Annotated in this window: 7 protein-coding genes; 3 read left to right on the forward strand and 4 right to left on the reverse strand. The window is 72.8% G+C overall.

The genetic code is table 11. From position 1 onward, the window contains the following. Nucleotides 1-18: 18 nt before the first annotated feature. Nucleotides 19-6,801, reverse strand: a complete 6,783-nt coding sequence (locus ACFVYR_RS01150; protein WP_384247316.1) for an SDR family NAD(P)-dependent oxidoreductase — start codon at nucleotides 6,799-6,801, stop codon at nucleotides 19-21. 6 nt (nucleotides 6,802-6,807) lie between these two features. Continuing rightward, nucleotides 6,808-15,843 carry a beta-ketoacyl synthase N-terminal-like domain-containing protein gene (locus ACFVYR_RS01155; protein WP_384247982.1) on the reverse strand — a complete coding sequence of 3,012 codons (9,036 nt, stop codon included), beginning with the start codon at nucleotides 15,841-15,843 and terminating at the stop codon, nucleotides 6,808-6,810. A 249-nt stretch (nucleotides 15,844-16,092) separates the two neighbouring features. On the opposite strand from ACFVYR_RS01155, the gene ACFVYR_RS01160 reads away from it, so the two are divergent. Then, nucleotides 16,093-16,875 (forward strand): thioesterase II family protein, encoded by a 783-nt coding sequence (locus ACFVYR_RS01160; protein ID WP_384247318.1) that lies wholly within the window; start codon nucleotides 16,093-16,095, stop codon nucleotides 16,873-16,875. Between the two features lie 237 nt (nucleotides 16,876-17,112). Here the strand turns inward: ACFVYR_RS01160 and ACFVYR_RS01165 are convergent, their stop codons facing one another. Together ACFVYR_RS01165 and ACFVYR_RS01170 are read right to left on the reverse strand one after the other, a co-directional pair. Further along, nucleotides 17,113-17,724, reverse strand: coding sequence for a TetR family transcriptional regulator (locus tag ACFVYR_RS01165; RefSeq protein WP_384247320.1), 612 nt, complete (start codon nucleotides 17,722-17,724; stop codon nucleotides 17,113-17,115). Further along, nucleotides 17,702-19,234, reverse strand: coding sequence for a DHA2 family efflux MFS transporter permease subunit (locus ACFVYR_RS01170; protein WP_384247322.1), 1,533 nt, complete (start codon nucleotides 19,232-19,234; stop codon nucleotides 17,702-17,704). The genes ACFVYR_RS01165 and ACFVYR_RS01170 overlap by 23 nt, the downstream gene beginning before the upstream one ends. Nucleotides 19,235-19,432: 198 nt before the next feature. On the opposite strand from ACFVYR_RS01170, the gene ACFVYR_RS01175 reads away from it, so the two are divergent. Both ACFVYR_RS01175 and ACFVYR_RS01180 read left to right on the forward strand, forming a co-directional pair. After that, the gene (locus ACFVYR_RS01175; RefSeq protein ID WP_384247325.1) at nucleotides 19,433-20,299 is read left to right on the forward strand and encodes an SAM-dependent methyltransferase; all 867 of its coding nucleotides are present in this window, start codon (nucleotides 19,433-19,435) and stop codon (nucleotides 20,297-20,299) included. Nucleotides 20,300-20,311: 12 nt separating this feature from the next. After that, the gene (locus ACFVYR_RS01180; protein ID WP_384247327.1) at nucleotides 20,312-21,226 is read left to right on the forward strand and encodes an alpha/beta fold hydrolase; all 915 of its coding nucleotides are present in this window, start codon (nucleotides 20,312-20,314) and stop codon (nucleotides 21,224-21,226) included. The last annotated feature ends 115 nt before the right edge of the window (nucleotides 21,227-21,341 follow it).

Here is a 21,341-nt window from a genome sequence, read left to right on the forward strand (position 1 = left end):
GCGCCGCCGCCATGCGGCTCACACCCCGAGTTCGTTGTCGATGAAGTCCAGTACCTGCTCGGCGGTGGCCGTCTCCAGCTGGTCCGCCGCATCGTCGCCGCCCGCGCCGGTCGCCGTGGCCGATGTGGCCGATGTGGCCGATGCAGCTGATGCGCCTGATGCACCTGATGCGGTTGCCGTCGCCGCCGTCGCTGTCGCCGTCGCCGCTGTGAAGTGCGCGAGCAGCGCCTCCAGGCGGGCCGCGACCGCCGCCTGGTCCAGGCCCTGCGCGAGGGCGGCGGACAGGGTGTGCTCGACCCGTGCCACCTCTTGCAGGACCTGGGCGGTGGTGTCACCGGCCTGGTCCCGCGCCCCGTCGCGGGTGAGGCGTTCAGCGAGGTGGGCGGCGAGCAGGCGGGCTTGCGGGTAGTCGAAGACCAGGGCCGCGGGCAGCTTCAGGCCGGTCGCGGCGGCGAGCCGGTTGCGGAGTTCGACGGCGGTCAGGGAGTCGAGACCGAGCTCCTTGAACGGCGTGTCCACCTGCACCGACTCGGGGTCGGCGTGACCGAGCACTCCTGCCGCGTGGGTGCGCACCAGGCCGATGAGGAGTTCCCGTCGCCCGTCCGGGGTGAGGGCGGCGAGCCTGCTCCCCCAGTCCTCCGCCCCGGCGGCCGCGGTCGCCGCCGCGGTGGGGCGGGCGGCAGCCGGTGTCCCCGTGGCCGCGAGGGCGCGGAGCACGGCGGGGACGGCGTCGGGAGTCGCGCCGGAGCCGGCCGGTACGCGGGTGTCCAGGTCCATGGCGAGGAGGTCGGGGCGCCCGTGGGCGCGCGCGGCGGCCAGCAGGGCGCAGCCGCGGGCGGCGCCGGTCGGCTTGATGCCGTACCGGTCGATGCGGGCCCGGTCGGCGGCGGACAGTGTCCCGGTCAGGCCACTGGTGGTCTCCCACAGCCCCCACGCCACGGACAGTCCAGGGCGCCCCTGCGCCCGGCGGCGTACGGCCAATGCGTCGCAGTAGGCGTTGGCAGCCGCGTAGTTGGCCTGCCCAGGGGTGCCCAAGGTGGAGGCGAAGGAGGAGAACATCACGAAGAGCCCGAGCCTCATATCCCTTGTCGCCTCGTGCAGTTGCTGTGCGGCGGCGGCCTTGGCCGCCCACACGCGGGCAAGGCTTTCGGGGCTCTGCGATCCGATCAGGGCGTTGTCGAGTACGCCCGCGGCGTGTACGACACCGGTCAGCGGATGCGCCGGATCGATTCCCGCGATCAGCGACGCGACCGTGCCGGGCTCGCTCAAGTCGGCCGCGACGAAGGTGGCCTCGGCGCCCAACTCGGCGAGCCGCTGCCCCAGTTCGTCCGCTCCGTCGGCGGCGGGTCCACGGCGGCCGGCGATCAGCAGGTGCTTGCTCTCGCCGGTACGCGCCAGGTGTTCGGCCACGGTGGCGCCGATGGTCCCGGTGCCGCCGGTGATGAGGACGGTGCCCTCGGGGTCGAGCCGCGCGGGTACGTCGAGGACCAGTTTTCCGGTGTGCTTGGCCTGGCTCATGAACCGGAACGCCTCCCTCGCCCGCCCCAGGGGCCACCCGGTGACCGGCAGCGGCTCCAGCGCACCGGAGGCGAAGAGTTCGCCGAGCCGGTCGAGCATCTGCCCGAGCCGCTCGGGCCCGGCGTCGGCGACCAGGTCGAAGGCCCTGTAGGCCACCCCGGGGTGTGCCGACCCGATGAATGCGGGCTCACGGAGATCGCTCTTGCCCATCTCCACGAACCGGCCGCCGTCGTCGAGCAACCGCAGGGAAGCATCGATGAACTCGCCGGTGAGGCTGTTGAGTACGACATCCACGCCACGCCCGCCCGTGGCCCGCCGGACGGCGTCCTCGAAGGCGAGATCCCGCGAGGAGGCCCGATGTTCGGTGTCGATGCCCATCGCTTCGAGCGCGGCGTGCTTGCCGGGACTGGCGGTGGCGAAGACTTCCGCGCCCAGGTGACGGGCGATCCGCACCGCCGCCATCCCCACACCGCCCGTACCGGCATGGATCAGCACACGCTCCCCCGGCCGCAGGCCCGCAAGCTCCACGAGGCCGTACCAGGCCGTCAGGAACGCGGCGGGGGCAGCGGCAGCCCGACGCATGTCCCAGCCGGCCGGGACAGGGGCAAGCATGCGCGCGTCGGCGACGGCCCACGGGCCGAAAGCGCCGTCCAGCATGCCCATCACACGGTCGCCGACCGACAGACGCGTCACGCCGGGCCCGACCTCCGTCACCACACCGGACGCCTCGGTGCCGGGCAGCGCGCCCTGGTCCGGGTACATGCCCAGCGCGATCAGTACGTCACGGAAGTTGATCCCCGCCGCGTGCACAGCGATCCGCACCTGCCCCTGCTCCAACGGGCGCAGCACCTCGTCACAGGCCTCCGCCACGACCGCGTCCAGCGTCCCGGACGCTCCGGCGACCAGGCGCCAGGCCCTCGCTCCGGGCGGCGGCGCCAGCTCGGCGGGGCTGTCGGCGCGGGCCCAGCGGGGTACGAGTACGCGAGGGCCGCGCAGGGCCAGTTGGGGTTCACGGGCGTTGATGGCGTGTTGGACCGCGGCCAGGAGGGAGGGGCGGGGGCCGTCGGGCGCACCCGGAGCGTCGAGTGGCCCTGCGGTGTCGAACGGTCCGGCAGTATCGAGCAGTATGAACCGGTCCGGGTGCTCCGACTGCGCGCTGCGCACCAGGCCCCATACGGCCGCACCCGCCGGGTCCACGGAGCCGATGGGATCCGCCTCCACCGAGTCCATGGGTTCCACCGAGCCACCCATGAGGTCCTCCGCATGCACGGAACCGGCCGCGTCCACCGCGCCCCGCGTCACGAACACCAGGTGCGCCTGATCCAGACTCGGCGTGGCCAGGAACTCCTGGACGACACTCAGCACCCGCCCCACCACGTCGAGCCCGTCCTCACCGGCGGTGTCCACAGGAGCGAGGACCAGGGATGGCGAGGGGGCGGAGTCGGGGAGAGCGCCGAGAGTACGCACGTCCCGGCAACGGTCCAGGCCACTCAACGCCCGGTCGGTACCGTCCAGTTCGCGGAGCACAACACACCCGGACATGTCCCGCGCACCGTCATCCTCAGCGGCCGGTACGGGAAGCGGCGTCCACCGCAGTTCGTAGAGCCCGTCCGTGCCGAGCCCCGCCGTGGCCCGCACCTGCTGGGCGCTGGTGGAGCGCAGCCGCAGCTCCGCCACGTCCAGCACGGGGCCACCGGCGGGATCGGTCACCGTCAGCGACACCGTCTCCTCGCCGCCGCCGCGCAGCCCGGCGAGCCGCACCCGCACAGTGGTGGCCTCGGTGGCCCACAGTGACACACCGCTCCACGTGAACGGCAGCCGTACGTCGGCTCCGGCATCCCCGCCCTGCCCGCGCTGCGCGAGCAGCGGATGCAGGGCGGCGTCCAGCAACGCAGGGTGGACACCGAAACCGGCTGCCGACCCGGCCTGCTCAGGCAACTCCACTTCCGCCACCAGGTCCTGGCCGTGCCGCCACAGCGTCCGCAGCCCACGGAAAGCCGGGCCGTACTCGTACCCGGCCGCGGCGACCCCCTCATAGAAGCCGCTCACGTCCACCGGCTCGGCGCCCGCCGGGGGCCACTGCCCGGCCTGCCCGGCCTGCCGGGAGGGCCGCTCCGCCGCCTCGCGCCCGAGCTCCCCGATGGCGTGGCACACCCACGCGGCCGAGGCGTCTCGCTCAAGGCGCGAGTACACGCTTACGTCACGTCGGCCGTGCTCGTCGGCCGCCCCCACGGCCACCTGCACCTGGAGGCCGCCGGTCTCGGGCAGTACCAGCGGCGCCCGCAGCGTCAGCTCCTCCAACGTGGCACAGCCCGCTTCATCAGCGGCCCACAGCACCCACTCCACCAACGCCGCGCCCGGCACCAGTGCCGTCCCGGCCACCACGTGCCCGCCGAGCCAGCCACCGCGCTCCGCGGAGACCCGGCCGTTGAGCACCACTCCCCCATCGGCGAGAGCGACCGAGGTGGGCAACTGCGCGTGGCCGGAACCGCTCCGGTCCCGTCCGGCGTTACGCGTCGCGGCGTCGGCCAGCCAGTAGCGCCGACGTTGGAATGCGTAGGTGGGGAGGTCGACGGTACGGGGGGTGGGGTCGGCCGGGAACCAGCGGCGCCAGTCGATGTCGGCGCCTGCGGTGAAGGCGTGGGCGGCGGCGCGGGTGAGCTGGGTGGTGTCGCCGTGGTCGCGGCGAAGGGTGGGGACGACGGTGGCGGAGACGTCCGCCTTCTCGATGGTCTCCTCCATACCGAGGTTGAGGACGGGGTGGGGGCTGGCTTCGATGAAGAGCCGGTAGCCGTCGGCCAACAGCGTCTCGATGGTGTCGGCGAAGCGGACGGGCCGGCGGAGGTTGGTGACCCAGTAGGCGGTGTCGAGGGCGGTGGTGTCGGCAAGCCGTTCCGCGCTCACCGTGGAGTAGAACGCCACGTCCGTACGGGAGGGCCGGATGTCGGCGAGACGCTCGGTGAGCAGGTCGTGGAGCTGGTCGATCTGGGGGCCGTGGGAGGCGTATCCGACGTCGATGACGCGGGCGCGCAGGCCACGTGCCTCGGCATCCGCCACGACAGCGGCCACGTGCTCGGGCGGGCCCGAAATGACGGTGGACGAGGGCCCGTTGACGGCGGCGACGCACACGCCGGGCCGGCCGTCCCCGATCAGCGCAGCCGCTTCCTCCGCGCTCACCCCCAGCGAGGCCATGTCCCCGTGCCCCTGCAACTGCCTCAGCGCATCACTGCGTACGGCCACGATCCGCGCCGCATCCTCCAACGACAGCACACCGGCCACACACGCAGCCGCCATCTCCCCTTGAGAGTGACCGATCACAGCAGCGGGCCTGATGCCGCAGTCCGCCCACACCGCGGCCAGCGACACCATCACCGCCCACAACACCGGCTGCACCACCTCAACGCGGGACAGCTCACTGCCGTCCCCCCGCAACACCTCCGTCAACGACCAGTCCACATACGCCGACAACGCCCGCTCACACTCAGCGATTCGAGCCGCGAACACCGGCGACTCATCCAGCAGTCGAGCCCCCATCCCCACCCACTGCGACCCCTGCCCCGGAAACACCAACACCGGCCCCGGACCCACATCACCCGCAACCCCCGACACCACATCCTGCGACGCCTCGCCCACCGCCAGCGCCCCAAGACCCGCCGTCAACGCCTCACGGTCCCGGCCCACCACCACAGCCCGGTGCTCGAACACCGACCGCGTCGTGGCCAGCGACCACCCGACCTCCACAGGCAGCGCTTCCGGGTCGCCCGTGACGAACTCGCCCAGGCGCCGTGCCTGTTCACGCAGCGCATCCGAGCCGCCCCGCCCGGAGACCACCCACGGCACCACCGCGCCCGGCGCGTGCTCAGGGGCCTCAGGAGCCCGCTGCCGCGGTTCTTCGGGTGTCTCCTCGGGTGCCTGCTCAAGGATCAGGTGGGCGTTCGTGCCCGAGATGCCGAACGCGGACACCCCGGCGCGCCGGGGGCGGCCGGTGTCGGGCCACGTGGTGGGTTCGGTGACGACCTCGACGGCTCCCGCGTCCCAGTCGACGTGCGGGCTCAGTTCCTCCACGTGGAGGGTGGCGGGCACCAGGCCGTTGCGGATGGCCATGACGGTCTTGATGACACCGGCGACACCGGCGGTGGCGTGCGTGTGGCCGATGTTGGACTTGAGGGAGCCGAGCAGGAGGGGACGGTCACGGTGTCGGCCGTAGGTTGCGAGCAGGGCGCCGGCCTCGATGGGGTCGCCCAGCTTGGTGCCGGTGCCGTGCGCCTCGACGGCATCCACTTCGGCGGGGGCGAGGCGGGCATGATCGAGGGCGGCGCGGATCACCTGTTCCTGCGCGGCGTCGTTGGGGGCCGTCAGGCCGTTGCTCGCGCCGTCCTGGTTGACGGCCGAACCCCGGACGACGGCCAGAACGTTGTGGCCGTTGCGGCGGGCGTCGGAGAGGCGTTCCAGGAGGATGAGGCCGATGCCCTCGGAGAATCCCGTGCCGTCGGCCGCCGCGGCGAACGGCTTGCAGCGGCCGTCGGGCGCCAGACCGCGCTGACGGCAGAACTCGGTGAACATCAGAGGGCTCGACAGCACGAGCACACCGCCCGCGAGGGCCAGGTCGCACTCGCGCTGGCGCAGCGCCTGGCTCGCCAGGTGGATCGCGACGAGGGAGGCGGAGCAGGCCGTGTCGACGGTGACCGCGGGGCCTTCCAGGCCGTAGTTGTAGGCCACTCGCCCCGAGATCACACTGGTGAGGCTGCCGGTGGTGGCATGCCCTTCGAACCCCTCCGGAATGCGCGGGAGTTGGGACATGTAGTCCTCGCTGGACACTCCGGCGTAGACGCCGGTGCGGCTGCCCTTGAGGGAGACGGGGTCGATGCCGGAACGCTCGAAGAGTTCCCAGGACGTCTCCAGCATCAGCCTCTGCTGCGGGTCCATGGCCAGCGCCTCGCGCGGGCTGATGCCGAAGAAGTCGGCGTCGAAGGAGCACGCGTCGTCCACGAAACCGCCGTGGCGCACATAGCTGGTGCCATAGTGGGCCGGGTCCGGGTGGTACAGGGCCTCCAGGTCCCAGCCCCGGTCGGTGGGGAAGTCCTCGATGGCGTCCTTGCCTGCGGCCACCAGGTCCCAGAGGTCCTCCGGCGAGGCCACCCCGCCCGGGAACCGGCAGGCCATGCCGACCACGGCCACCGGCTCCTGTCGGCGGTCCTCCTCCTGTGCGAGGCGGCGGCGGGTGTCGTGCAGCTCGGTGGTCACCCTGCGCAGATACTCGACCAGTTGCTCTTCAGTCGCCATGTGGGGTCACCCGGCCTTCGGAGTGGGGGTCGCGCGCGAGGTGTCGGGCCCGACACCAAGCTCGTTGTCGATGAAGTCGAAGATCTGATCGGCGGAGGCGGCCTTGAGCCGGTCGGCGGCGCTGTCGTCCTCGCCCTCGGCGGCGTTCGCGCTCTTCCACCGGGTGAGGAGCGCCTCAAGCCGTGTGGTGACCTCGCCCGTCTCTCCGTCCGACAGCTGGGCGGCGAGCGCGGTCAGGGTGTTCTCCATGCGGGTCAGGTCGCTCAGTGCGTCACCGGCGACAGCGCCCGCACCGGCGCTGGCGCCGGTCGGCCCGGCGGGCGTCCGGGCGGTCGACTCGGCTCCGGTCGACTCGGCTGCGGACGTCTCGGCTACGGGCGTCCCGCTCCCACCGGTGAGCCGCTCGCGCAGATGCCCGGCGATGGCCGTCGGCGTCGGATAGCGGAACACGAGCGCGGTGGGCAGGCGCAGGCCGGTGTCCTCCACGAGCCGGTTGCGCAGTTCGACTGCGGTGAGCGAGTCCAGGCCGAGCTGCTTGAAGGTGGCGTCGCCGCGCAGCGCCTCCGGGTCGGTGCGGCCGAGGACCGCTGCGGCGTGGCCCCGTACGGCGTCGACGAGCCGGCGGAGCTGTTCCGCGGTGGACAGGCCTGCCAGGCGGGCGGACCAGTCCGTGGGCGGCGTGCGGTCGGCGGCGGCGGTACGGCGGGTCGAAGCCTGGGCCGCGGCCAGGGCGCGCAAGAGCGCGGGCAGGGCGTCGGCCTGCTCCGCCGTCGCCAGGGCGCGGGCGACGATCCGTACGCCGAGGAGGGGACGGCCGCCGTGTCCGCGGGCGGCGTCGAGCAGGGCGGGCAGTTGTTCGAGGGCCGTGCCCTTGACGCCGACCCTCGGCGCGGTGGGCGGTCCGTAGGCCAGCGCCAGGCCCGATGTGGTCTGGGTGTGGCGTCGCAGGGCGGTGGCCTCGCGGAAGGCGTCGGCGCCCGCGGTGGCGGCCGTCCTGGGGATGCCCAAGGCCTCGCCCGCCGGGGACAGGACTGCGAAGAGAGCCAGTGGCTGGTGGGCGGTCGCGTCGTGCAGGGCGGCCGTGACGCCGGCGCTCGCCGCCCATGTCTCGGCGACGGCGGCCTCGCTGCCGTCGGCGGTGCCGGTTTCGGTGCCGACATCGGCGCCGGTGACGTGGATGACTCCCGTGAGGGGGTGCTCCTCGTCGACGGCTGCGACGGCCTCGGCCATGGCGGCCGGGTCCGTCGGGTCGGCGGCGACGAGTCGTACGGTGGCGCCCGCCTGGCGCAACCCCGCTGCCGTTGGCCCCAGTTCACCCTCATCGGAAAGATCGGAGAGGAGGAGCAGATGCGTGCACTGTCCGGTGCGTACGAGGTGTTCGGCGAGGGCAGCCACCGTCGCGCCCGCCGATCCGACGAGCAGCACGGTGCCGTCCGGGTCGAGGGGTCGTACTCCGTCCCCGGCATCCGCGTTCCCGAGCAGGGTGAGGCGGCGGGCGAGAACTTGCCGCGCGCGTACGGCTAGTTGGGGCTCGTTCACGGCGAGAGCGGCGGTCACGGCATGTGCCAGGGCGGGTTCGCCTGCCCCGGTCCCGGCGCTCGTGCCCGTTCCCGTGCCCGCGTCGGTGCCCATGTCGATGAGGAACACCCGTCCCGGGTGCCTGACCTGGGCGTCCTCGATCACCCCTCGTACCGCGGCGGCTGCCGGAGCGGGAACGCACCCATCACCCGTGGCGACCGCGCCCCGCGTGATCAGCACCAGCGGGGTATCGGCCAGACGCACGTCGGCGAGCCAGCGTGCCACTAGTGTGCCGGTTCGTCGCACCGCGGCCAGACCGGCGTCCGCCTCGCCGCCCGCGGTACCGGAAGTGTCAGCGGATACGGCGGATACGGCGGGAGCGGTGGCGAGGACGACTGACGGCACCGGCGTCCCGGCGTCGAGGGCCGCGCCCAGAGCCTCCAGGTCCCGGTACCCGTCCTCTCCGAGCCACGCCCAGGCCGAGCCATCGGCCACCGTCGTGGGTGCGGATGTGTGCGCGGACAGCGCGGTCCACGGGGTCCACTGCACGGCGTACAGATCAGGCAGATGGCCTCCCGCGGCCCGCAGCTCCCGGGAGCTCGCCGCCACGAGGTCCAGCCCTTCGCACGTCAGTACCTCGGCACCGGTCGGATCACTCACCCGGATCCGCCAGGTCCGCCCGTCCTGCGCCGCCCGCCCGTCCTGTCCGTCGTCCAGCGGGGTGAGCCGGACGCGTACGGAGGTGGCGCCGGTGGCCCACAGGGACACTCCGGTCAGGGCGAAGGGCAACCACACCCGACCGTCCTTGGCCGACGGCTCGTCGAGGAGCGCGGCATCGAGGAGCGCGGGGTGCAGTGCGGCGTCGAGGAGCGCGGGGTGGATGCCGAATCCGCCCGCGTCCTGGGCATCTCGGGGCAGTGCCACCTCGGCGAACAGCTCCGCGCCCCGCCGCCACAGGGCATGCAGCCCCCTGAACACCGGGCCGTAGCCGACACCTGCCTCGGCGGCGCGCTCGTAGAACTCGCTCAGACCGAGGGGCTCGGCACCGGACGGCGGCCACACCGCGTCCGAGGCACCCATGGCGTCCGGCGCACCCACAACATCCGGCGATTCCGGATCCGCCGCCCTGCGCAACGCGGCGACGGCCAGCCGCCCACTGGCGTGACAGGTCCAGGCCGCACCCCTCCCGTCGGGCCCCGCCTCGTCCTCCGGGCGGGCGTACACGTGCAACTCCCGGTACCCGCCCCGTACATCGGCCGGACCCACCACGATCTGCACCTGTACGCCCCCGGTCTCGGGCAGCGTCAGCGGAGCCTGGAACGTGAGGTCGTCGACGCCCGCGCAACCCGCCTCGTCGGCGGCGCGCAGCGCCCATTCCGCGAGGACGGACGCGGGGACGACGGCGGTGCCGAAGAGCGTGTGCTGGGCGAGCCACGGATGGCTTTGGCGACCGATACGGCCGGTGAGCAGGCGTACGCCACCGTCGGCGAGGTCCGCGGTCGCGCCCAGGAGCGGGTGGCCGACCGCGGCGAGACCCAGCCCGGCCGCGTCCTGCGTACCCGTGGGGGCGTTCAGCCAGTAGCGGCGCCGCTGGAAGGCGTACGTGGGCAATTGCGGTCGCAGGGGAGCCGCGTCCTCGACGGCCGAGGGGTCACCCGGCGCGGACGCACCACCGACGGGGAACCAGTTCTCCCACCGGACCGCGCATCCGGCGCCGAACGCCTGCGCCAGCGAGAGGGCCAGGCGCGTCAGGCCGCCGTCCTCGCGCCGCAGCGTCGGTACGGTGACCGCGGTGACCTCGGCCTCCTCGAAAGTCTCCTGCAGACCCAGGGTGAGGACAGGGTGGCTGCTGGACTCGATGAAGACCCGGTGCCCGTCGTCGAGGAGTGCGCCGACGGCGTCGGCGAACCGGACCGGTTGCCGCAGGTTGGTGACCCAGTAGTCGGCGTCGAGGCTCGTGGTGTCGACGCGGGTCCCGGTCACGGCCGAGTAGAACGCCACCGGGGCCGGGGCCTGGGCGGGGCGGACGTCAGCCAGGACGCGGGTCAGTTCGTCCGTGATGGCGTCGACCTGCGGGCTGTGCGAGGCGTAGTCCACGTCGATGACGCGGCCCCGCAGTTCGCGTGCCTCGGCGTCGGCGACGACGGCGGCCACCTGCTCCGGGGGGCCCGAAATGACCGTGGACGAGGGTCCGTTGACGGCGGCGATGCCTACGTCCGCGTACCCCTCGATGAGTTCGGTGACCCGGCCCCGGCCCACCCCGAGGGAGGCCATGGCACCCTTGCCCGAAAGCTGCCGCAGCGCCCGGCTGCGCAGCGCCACGATCTTGGCGCCGTCCGCCAGGGTGAGCGCTCCGGCGACGACGGCCGCCGCGATCTCGCCCTGCGAGTGCCCGACCACGGCGGCGGGTTTGACGCCGTGGTCCGCCCACACAGCGGCCAGCGACACCATCACCGCCCACAGCACCGGCTGGACGACCTCTACCCGGGACAGCTCGCTCCCGTCCCCGCGCAGCACGCCGGTCAGGGACCAGTCGACGTACGCGGACAGCGCCTGCTCACACTCGGCGATCCGCTCCGCGAACACCGGTGACTCGTTGAGGAGTTGGGCGCCCATGCCCGCCCACTGCGACCCCTGGCCGGGAAACACCAACACCGGCCCAGGGCCCACATCACGCGCAAGCCCGGTCACCACGCTTCCCGGCGTCTCCCCCGCCGCCAATGCCCCGAGACCGGCCGTCAACGCCTCCCGGTCCCGGCCCACCACCACGGCCCGGTGCTCGAAGACCGCCCGCGTCGTGATCAGCGACCGGCCGACCTCCGCCGCCCCCACTCCCTCCAGGCCGGACACGAACTCGGCCAGCGTGAGGGCCTGTTCACGCAGTGCCGCCTCGGTGCGGCCGGAGACCACCCACGGCAGCACGGTGTCGCCGTCCACCGTCTCGCCGCCGGGCTCCTGTGACGCCCGCTCGGCCTCCGCGCCCTTCCCGGTCCGCGCCTCTTCCAGGACGAGGTGCGCGTTCGTACCTGAGATGCCGAAGGAGGAGATCCCCGCGCGGCGCGGACGGTCGCCGCGCGGCCAGGCGACCGGCTCGGTGAGCAGCCGCACCGTGCCCGTCGACCAGTCCACGTGCGCGCTCGGTTCGTCGACGTGCAGGGTGGCGGGCAGCTGCTCATGGCGCAGCGCCATCACCATCTTGATGACGCCCGCGACGCCGGCCGCGGCCTGCGTGTGACCGATGTTGGACTTCACCGAGCCGAGCCACAACGGCCGTTGCGCGGAGCGGCCTTGGCCGTACGTCGCGAGGAGCGCCTGCGCCTCGATCGGGTCGCCCAGCGTGGTGCCGGTGCCGTGCGCCTCCACCACGTCGACGTCGTCCGTCGCGAGCCGTGCGTCCGCGAGCGCGGCACGGATGACGCGCTGCTGGGAGGGGCCGTTGGGGGCGGTCAGGCCGTTGCTCGCGCCGTCCTGGTTGACCGCTGAGCCACGGATCACCGCGAGGACGTCGTGGCCCTTGCGCCGCGCCGCCGAGAGGCGTTCGAGGAGGACGAGGCCCACGCCCTCGGCCCAGCCGGTACCGTCGGCGCTCTCGGCGAACGGCTTGCAGCGGCCGTCGGGTGACAGGCCCCGCTGGCGCGAGAACTCCGTGAACATCCCCGGCGTGGCGAGGACGGTGGCGCCCCCGGCCAGCGCCAGATCGCACTCGCCGCGCCGCAGCGCCTGGGCCGCGAGATGGAGCGTGACCAGCGACGACGAGCACGCGGTGTCGACCGTCAGGGCGGGCCCTTCGAGGCCGAAGCTGAACGAGAGGCGGCCCGAGGCCACGCTGGGGGTGCTGCCGGTCAGGAGGTAGCCGTCGGTGGACAGGGACGGTTCGTGCAGCCGGGGGCCGTAGTCCTGGCCCGTCATTCCGACGAAGACGCCGGTGGGGCTTCCCTTGAGCGCCTGCGGGGTCAGGCCCGCGCGTTCGAACGCCTCCCAGGCGCATTCGAGGAGCAGCCGTTGCTGCGGGTCGACGGCGAGCGCCTCGCGCGGGCTGATGTCGAAGAACTCGGCGTCGAAGTCGGCGGCGTCGTACAGGAATCCGCCCCGTCGCGTGCAGCTGGTGCCCGACCGTGTGGCGTCGGGGTGGAAGAGCCGGTCCAGGTCCCAGCCGCGGTCGGTGGGGAACTCGCCGGTCGCGTCGGTACCTTCGGCGACCAGCCGCCACAGGGCTTCCGGGGTGACGGCGCCGCCCGGGTAGCGGCAGCTCATGGCGACGATGGCGATCGGGTCGCCGTCCGTGCCGGGCTCGTCCGTGCGGGTGGGCGGTGCGGTGCCGGGGTCGGCTGCCCCGATGAGCCGGGCGCGCAGGTGGGCGGCCACGGCCGAGGGGGTCGGGTGGTCGAAGGTGAGGGTCGCGGGCAGCGGCAGGCCGGTCGCCGTGCCGAGCCGTTCGCTCAGCTCCGCGGCGGCCATCGAGTCGAAGCCCAGCTGTTTGAAGGTACGGGCGGTACCGATCGCGCCCGAGGCGGACCCGAGTACCGCTGCCACGTGCCTGGCGACCAGGCCGATGAGGGTGCGTTCCTGGTCGGCGGCGGAGAGTGCGGTCAGCCGGCCGGCGAGTCCGGGCCGCTCGTCGGCCCCCGCGTCCGCCATCGCCCGTTCACCGGGAGCGATCCGTCGGCTGTCCGTCGCGTCCGCCCGCGCCTCCCCCCGTACCAGGCCCTCCACCGCCGCGCCCACGGCGCTCGGCCCCGTGCCGGTGTCCGGCCAGTGCCGTTCCCGCTGGAAGGCGTAGGTGGGCAGGCTCGGGCGGCGCCCGGCGCGTACCGCGTCACTGTCGTACGCGGCGGTGAAGTCGATGTCGCAGCCGCGCACGTACGCCTGGGCCAGGGCCGTCATGAACGTGACCGTCTCGTCGCGGCCCCGGCGGCACGCGGCCACCGTCGCGGGGCGCGGGCCGCCCGGCCCCGTGGACGGGGGGAAGCAGGCGCGGGCCATCGCGGACAGCGGTGCGTCGGGGCCGAGTTCGACGAAGGTGGTGACACCGCGTTCGCACAGCGCGCGCACACCGGACTGGAAGCGCACGGGCTCGCGCGCGTGCCGCGCCCAGTACTCGGGATCGGCGTGCTCGGTGCCGGTCACGGGCTCGCCGGTGACGTTGGAGACGACCGGGATGGCCGGTGCGTGGAAGGTCAGGCCCGCGGCGACGGCGCGCAGCTCGTCGAGGACGCAGTCCATGTGCGGCGAGTGAAAGGCGTGGCTGACGTGCAGGCGGTGTGCCTTGCGTCCCCGTCCGCGCCAGGCGGCGGTCAGCTCGTCGACGGTGTCGCGGTCGCCGGAGATCACCACGGCGTCGGGGCCGTTGACGGCGGCGACGGTGGCTCGCCGCTCGTGGCCGGTGAGGAGTTCGGCCGCTTCGTCCGGGCTCGCCTGCCACGCGGCCATCGCGCCGGGCGCGCGTACGGCCTGCATGAGGCGGCCGCGGGCGGCCACCAGAGCGCTCGCGTCCGGCAGCGAGAGGACACCGGCCACGTGCGCGGCGGTGATCTCGCCGACCGAGTGGCCGAGGACGTAGTCGGGTCGCAGCCCGAAGGAGAGGGCCAGGCGGTACAGGCTCGTCTCGATCGCGAACAGCGCGGGCTGGGTGTAGACGGTCCGATCGAGGAGCGCCCGGTGTTCGCTTCCCTCGCCGAAGACGATGTCGCGCAGCGGGCGGTCCAGATGGACGTCCAGCGCCGCGAAGGCCTCGTCCAGGGCAGCGGCGAACACGGGGTACGCGGCGTACAACTGCCTTCCCATGCCCGGTTGTTGGGCACCCTGTCCGCTGAAGAGGAAGGCCGTCCTGCCGTCGTCGTGCGCCTCGCCGCGCACCACGGCGGCGGTGTCCGCGCCCTCGGCCAGTGCGGTCAGGGAGTCGAGCAGGTCGGTGGTGCCGCTCCCGAGCAGGACCGCGCGGTGGGTGAGGGACGCGCGGGTGGTGGCGAGCGCGTGGCCGATGTGCGCGGCGTCGGGGGCGGCGGGGCTGTCGGCCAGGTGTGCGTACAGTCTTCCGGCCTGGGCGCGCAGCGCGGGGGCGCTGTGCGCGGTGACCGGCCAGGGGATGGGTGGCGTGCCGGTCCCTGTCGAGGCCCTGCCCTGCTGCGAGGCCGCCGCGTCGGGCCGCACGGCATGCTCCGAGGCAGACGTCTCGACCGGCTCCGCGGCCAGCACGACGTGGCTGTTCGTGCCGCCCATGCCGAACGAGGACACCCCGGCGATCAGGGGGAGTCCGGGGCGCGGCCAGTCGCCCGTTCGCCGCTGGACGGTCAGGCCGAGGTCGCTCAGAGGTATGGCCGGGTTCGGGGTGGTGAAGTTCAGGCTCGGCGCGAGCTGCCCGTGGTGGATGCTCAGCGCCGTCTTGAGCAGGCCGACGATGCCGGCGGCGGCTTCGAGGTGGCCGACGTTCGTCTTGGCGGAGCCGACCGCCAGCGGTGCGGTGCGCGCCGGGTCCCGGCCGAGGGCGGCGCCGAGCGCGGCTGCCTCGATCGGGTCCCCGACAGGCGTGCCGGTGCCGTGCAGTTCGACGTACTGGACCTGGTCCGGCGTCACCCCGGCCCGTCGGCAGGCCAGCCGCACCACGTCCCGCTGCGCCTGTCCGCTGGGCAGGGTGAGGCCGTCGGTCGCGCCGTCGCTGTTGACGGCGCTCCCCCGGATCACGCAGTAGACCGTGTCGCCGTCGCGCCGGGCCGCCGCGAGCGGCTTGAGCACCACGAGTCCGCCGCCCTCACCGCGTACGAAACCGTCGGCGCGGGCGTCGAAGGTGTGGCAGCGGCCGGTGGCGGAGAGACCGCCGAAGCGGGCCGCCGCCAGCTCGGTGCTGTGCGGGGAGCAGATGAGGTTGACGCCGCCCGCGAAGGCGACCTCGCTCTCGCCGCCGCGGAGGCTCTCGCAGGCCAGGTGCACGGCGACGAGCGAGGAGGACTGCGCGGTGTCGACGGTCAGGCTCGGCCCCGCCAGGTGGTACGTGTACGAGATGCGGTTGGCCAGGATGCTGCGGTGGACGCCGGTCATGGTGTGCCGGGAGACGGTGTCTTCGGTGCGGCCTTTCAGGGTGTGCGCGTGGTCCAGGACGTGCGTGTAGTCGTCCCAGAGGGCGCCGACGAAGACTCCGGTGCGGCTGTGCGCCAGGGTGGACGGCGGGATGCCCGCGTCCTCAAGGGCCTCCCAGCTCAGTTCGAGGAGCAGCCGCTGCTGGGGGTCCATCGTCACGGCTTCGCGCGGGCCGATGTGGAAGAACGCCGCGTCGAATCCGTCGATCCGGTCCAGGTAGCCGCCGGGCCCGTGCAGGCCGGAGTCGGCTCGCCGGGGTTCGGGCGGTGCGGCGCGCACCGCGCTGCGCCCCTCGCGCAACAGCTCCCAGAACGCGTCCGGGCCATCGGCTCCGGGCAGCCGGCAGGCCATCCCGACGACCGCGACCGGCTCGGACACGGGGCGACGACTCGCGTCGGCCGGGTAGGACGACGACGCCGAAGCCGCCGAAGGCGCCGAGGGCGTGGCCATCACGTCAGCTGCGGTCGCGCTGGGAACAACTGGCTGCCACAAGACATCAACGGCGCTCCCGGTCCGAAATCGGAGATCGCTTCGAGTACCGGGCTCATCGTGGGCGGGCTCTCTAAAGGCGAACCAAACCCCGGCTAGCCACCCGCCGCTTTAGAGGCGCGCTATGGCGTGCGGCCAGCATCGGGGTCGAGCGGCACCGGCGACGTCGTGTCGGAGTGTCCGCGGCGGAGCGGGACGAGAGGGAGTGCGATGGACAGGGGCACGGCGCGGGTACCGCAGAAGACCGGGTCCGGGGTGTGGCTGCGCCGCTACCACGACGCCGCGGCGGCACCGGTGAGGCTGGTGTGTTTTCCGTTCGCGGGCGGTTCCGCGAGCTACTACTTCGGGCTCTCCGGGCTGCTCGCACCCGGCATCGAGGTGCTGTCCGTGCAGTATCCGGGGCGCCAGGACCGGCATGCGGAGCCGTGCCTGGAGTCGGTGGCCGAGCTGGCCGACGGCGTGGTGGCCCATCTGCCCGCGGACGGGAAGCCGTTCGCCCTGTTCGGTCACAGCCTGGGCGCCATCGTGGCGTTCGAGGTGGCGCGGCGTCTGCGGGGTCCGGCGGGTCCCGGTCTGCCGGTGCACCTGTTCGCCTCCGGGGGGATCGCGCGGCCCTACCGGCCCGCCGGTGGGGCCAGGCGGTTCGGGGACGCGGACCTCCTGGCCCACCTGCGGGCGATGGGCGGCACCGACGAGCGGTTCTTCGCCAGTCCTGAGCTGCAGGAACTGATCCTTCCCGCGCTGCGGGCCGACTACCGGGCCGTGGGCACCTACGAGGCGCCAGGACCCGGGCGTCTCGCCTGCCCGATCACGGCGCTGATCGGTGACGCCGATGGGCGGACCACCCCGGAGGAGGCCGCGGCCTGGCGGGAGCGCACCGCGGCGGGGTTCGATCTGCGGGTGCTGCCCGGCGGCCACTTCTACCTCGACGGCTGCCAGGAGCGGGTGGCCGACGTCATCGCGGCCGCGCTGGCGGCGGGGCCGGGGGCATGACACAGGCCGTGTAGGGGCGGACGGGCCCCTGGCGTGCTCCGCCGAGGGAAGTCGGAGCACGCCAGGTTGGACCGTACGCGGCAGCCGGGGGGACCGTGGCCGCGCGCGGTCGCCTCTCCCCCTGTGGGCCCCGCGCCCCTGCGGGGGATGTGAGGGGCGCGGGGGTCGTACGCGGCTGCCAAGGGCTGCCGCGTACGACGTCGGTCGAGGGGCGGGGAGGTGTTCCGCCCCTCCACGTCAGGGCCGCAGGTTCTCCAGGCAGCGGAGCGCCTCGTCCAGCGTGGTCGCGAAGTCCATCTCCGGGTCGTTGGCCCAGTCCATGGAGATCTGCAGCATCACCCCGAAGACGGCCCCGGTGTAGGCGCGCACCGCGGGGTCGCGCGGATCGCGTCCGGCCCGTTTGGCCACCTGCTCGCCCATGAGCTCCATGGTCTGGCTGATGTTTCCCAGACTGGCGCCCCAGAGCTCCGGCTCGGAGAGGATCAGGACGAACCGCTCGCGCTGGAGCGCCAGTTCCTGTTCGGGGATGTCCTTCAGTATCGATCGGATGGCTTGCCGTTCGGCCTGGATCGGTGACAGGTCGGGCGACTGGGCCTGGAACATCATCGCGAAGGGCAGGTCGTAGTCGTGAGAGAAGACCAGGTCCTGCTTGGTCGCGAAGTAGCGGAAGACGGTGCTGGGGGCGACCTCGGCGGCTTCGGCGATCTGCTCGATGGTCGTGGCGGAGTAGCCCTGTCCCCTGAACAAGCGCACCGCCTCCCGCTGAATCGCGGCCTTCGTTCTGGCCTTCTTGCGTTCTCTCAGTCCAGGCACGGTTTTGCCCTGGTCAGACTGCGTCTGCGGCTTCATGCTCAGATTCTGCGGGCTGGGCGGTGCTCTGACCAACATGGCGTGGCAGCCACACCACTGCGAGCAGCACGCCGAGCAGGCCGAGGGCTCCGGACACCACGAGGACGACGTCGAGGGCGTGGACGTACGCGGCGCGCACCGAGTCGGCGAGCCCGTTGGACTTGATCGCCTTGGCGACCGCCAGACCGCCGAAGACGGAGTCCTTGACCGCGCCGTGGGCTTGTTCGGGCACGCCGTCGAGGTCGAGCCTGCCGCGGTAGCCGGAGTTGAGGACGGAGCCGAGGATGGCCGCGCCGAAGCTGCCGCCGAGGGTGCGGATCGACTGGTTGACGCCGGATCCGACGCCTGCGGAGTCCTCCGAGAGGGCGCCGAGGGCCGCGTCCATGGCGGTGGGCAGGGCGATGCCGAGGCCGAGACCGTACGCCGCCGTCCATGCGGCGGCCAGGCCGGTGCCGCTGTCGGTCGCGGTGGTGGCGCCGTAGAACAGCGCGGCGGCCAGCAGGGCGAAGCCGATGCCGACCGAGGTTTTCGGGCCGAGCCCCTTGGCGACCTTGTTGGCGACGGTCACGCCCACGAGCAGGCCGCCGACCATCGGCAGCAGCCGGAAGCCGCTGCCCATCGCGTCGGTGCCGAGGACCGCCTGGTAGTACTGCGGCATGGTGAACAGCACACCGAACATGGTGAAGTTGATCACCGTGCCGAGCATGGTGCCCGAGGTGAACCGGGCCGAGCGGAACAGCGAGAGGTCGACCAGCGGGTCGGCCGTCCTCTTCTCCCAGAAGACGAAGACCACGATGGCGAGCGCGCCGCCGAGGGTCGGCACGAGCGTGGTGACGTCGGTCCAGCCCTTCTCGCCGCCCTGGATGACGCCGTACGTCATCGCGGCGAGACCCACGCTGGAGAAGACCAGGCCACCGATGTCGAACGGCTTGGCCTCCTTGGCCTTGGACTCCGGCAGCCAGGCGGACACCGCGAGGAAGGCGAGGATCACCACCGGCACGTTGATCAGGAAGACCGAGCCCCACCAGAAGTGGTTGAGGAGGTAGCCGCCCAGGATGGGGCCGAGCGGATAGGCCAGCATGGCCGCGCCCGCCACCGCTCCGATCGCCTTGGGCCGCTCCTCGTCGGAGAACATCACCGGCAGCAGCGACAACGTGGTCGGCATGATCAGCGCGGCGCCGAGGCCGAGGACCGCACGCGCGCCGATGAACGTGCCCGAGGACGTGGCGTAGGCGCAGGCGAGCGAGCTGATGCCGAAGATCACGAGCGCCGTGAGCAGGACCTTCTTGCGCCCGAAGCGGTCACCGAGCATGCCCGCGGGGATCATTCCGGCCGCGAACACCAGCGTGTACGACGTGACGAACCACTGCAGTTCGACGTTGTTCGCACCCAGATCGTCGGCCATGGCCGGCAGCGCCAGGCTGAGGATCGTCACATCGAAGCCCACAACCATCGACGCGAGCACGAGAGCCCCGACGGCCCACCACCGCCGCGCACCCAGATCTGACACGAGAGTCGACCTCCTAAAGAGAGCTCAATCTTTAGTCGGAGCCTACTCTCATTTTTTTCGGCGCGGTACCACCCGTTCCGTAAGGGAGCCGTCAAGACGCGCGGGCCCCAGTAGGGGTGGTCCCGGATTGCCCTTAGGGGCTGTTGAGGGGCAGGGCTGGGGTTGTGACCGCCCGCGGCGCGCCGTGACGCTGAGGCCGTGACGAAGAACGCGACGACCAAGAAGCCCCCGACGGTGAACAAGACCGTCGCCCCCGAGCCCAGCGACATCGGCCACTACTACGACCACAAGGTCTTCGATCTGATGACCCAGCTCGGAGACGGCAACCTGCACTACGGCTACTGGTTCGACGGCGGCGCCCAGGAAGCCACGTTCGACCAGGCCATGGTCCAGATGACGGACGAGATGATCCGGCGTCTCGACCCCGGCCCCGGCGACCGCGTCCTCGACATCGGCTGCGGCAACGGCACCCCGGCCATGCAGCTGGCCCGCGCCCGCGACGTCGAGGTGGTCGGCATCTCGGTGAGCGCCCGCCAGGTCGAGCGCGGCAACCGCCGGGCGCGCGAGGCCGGCCTAGCCGACCGCGTCAGGTTCGAGCAGGTCGACGCCATGAACCTGCCGTTCGACGACGGGTCCTTCGACCACTGCTGGGCCCTGGAGTCCATGCTGCACATGCCCGACAAGCAGCAGGTCCTCACCGAGGCGCTGCGCGTCGTGAAGCCCGGCGCGCGGATGCCCATCGCCGACATGGTCTATCTCAACCCCGACCCCGGCAAGCCGCGCACCGCCACCGTCAGCGACACCACCATCTACGCCGCGCTCACCGACATCGGGGACTACCCCGACATCTTCCGCGCGGCCGGCTGGACGGTCCTCGAACTGACCGACATCACCCGCGAGACCAACAAGACCTACGACGGATACGTCGAGTGGATCCGCGCCCACCGGGACGAGTACGTCGACATCATCGGCGTCGAGGGCTACGAACTCTTCCTGCACAACCAGGCCGCCCTCGGCAAGATGCCCGAGCTCGGGTACATCTTCGCGACCGCGCAGCGCCCCTGAGAGGGCCCGCCCGTGAAGAACCTCCGCGTCCCCGTCTCGAAGACCGTCACCCTCAACGTCCGGCACCTGCCCGCAGCGGGTAAGGGAGCCGTGGGCCGCCCGTACCTGCTGCTGCACGGCATGCTCTCGAACGCCCGGATGTGGGACGAGGTCGCCGGACGCGTGGCCGCTGCAGGACACCCGGTCTACGCCGTCGACCACCGCGGCCACGGCGACTCGGACGCGCCGCCGGACGGCTACGAGAACGCGGCGGTCGTCGCGGACCTGATAGCGGCGGTCACCGCCCTCGGCCTGTCCGGCGCCCTGGTGGCCGGCCACTCCTGGGGCGCGCACCTGGCGCTGCGCCTCGCGGCCGGGCGGCCCGACCTGGTGTCCGGTCTGGTCCTGATCGACGGCGGCTGGTACGAGTTCGACGGGCCGGTGATGCGGGCCTTCTGGGAACGCACCGCCGACGTGGTCCGACGGGCGCAGCAGGGCACCACCAGCGCGGCCGACATGCGCGCCTACCTGAAGGCCACCCACCCCAACTGGTCGCCGGCCTCCGTCGAGGCGCGCCTCGCGGACTACCGGATCGGGCCGGACGGAATGCTCGTCCCCCGCCTCACCGCCGAGCAGGTCATGTCGATCGTGGAGAGCCTGCAGCGGGAGGCCCCCGCCGACTGGTACCCGAGGATCGCCGTCCCGGTCCGACTGCTGCCCATCATCCCGGCCATCCCTCAACTCTCCGACCAGGTACGGGCGTGGGTGGCCGCCGCCGAAGCGGCCCTGGACCGGGTGACCGTGCGCTGGTACCCCGGCTCCGACCACGACCTGCACGCCGGGGCGCCCGACGAGATCGCGGCCGACCTCCTGCGCCTGGCACGCGAGCTGGACGCGCCCGCGGGAGCGCCGCGGCCCGGCGGCAAGACGGGGGTTAGACCCGCTTAAGCAGCCGCGGCAACCCTGGCACCGACAGGGTGCGGTGCACGCCCGCCCGCCCCGTACTCGGTCTCCTTGAGGCTCCTTGAGGCTCCCACCTGAGGCTTCACGCGCGAGAACAGGA

Source organism: Streptomyces sp. NPDC058284 (genome assembly GCF_042881135.1).
In the GTDB taxonomy this organism is placed as follows: domain Bacteria; phylum Actinomycetota; class Actinomycetes; order Streptomycetales; family Streptomycetaceae; genus Streptomyces.

Bases quoted from the DNA above. Each gene is read 5' to 3' on its own strand.
- ACFVYR_RS01150 (WP_384247316.1), bottom strand. From the start codon at position 6,801: ATGGCGACTGAAGAGCAACTGGTCGAGTATCTGCGCAGGGTGACCACC.
- ACFVYR_RS01155 (WP_384247982.1), bottom strand. From the start codon at position 15,843: ATGGCCACGCCCTCGGCGCCTTCGGCGGCTTCGGCGTCGTCGTCCTAC.
- ACFVYR_RS01160 (WP_384247318.1), top strand. From the start codon at position 16,093: ATGGACAGGGGCACGGCGCGGGTACCGCAGAAGACCGGGTCCGGGGTG.
- ACFVYR_RS01165 (WP_384247320.1), bottom strand. From the start codon at position 17,724: ATGAAGCCGCAGACGCAGTCTGACCAGGGCAAAACCGTGCCTGGACTG.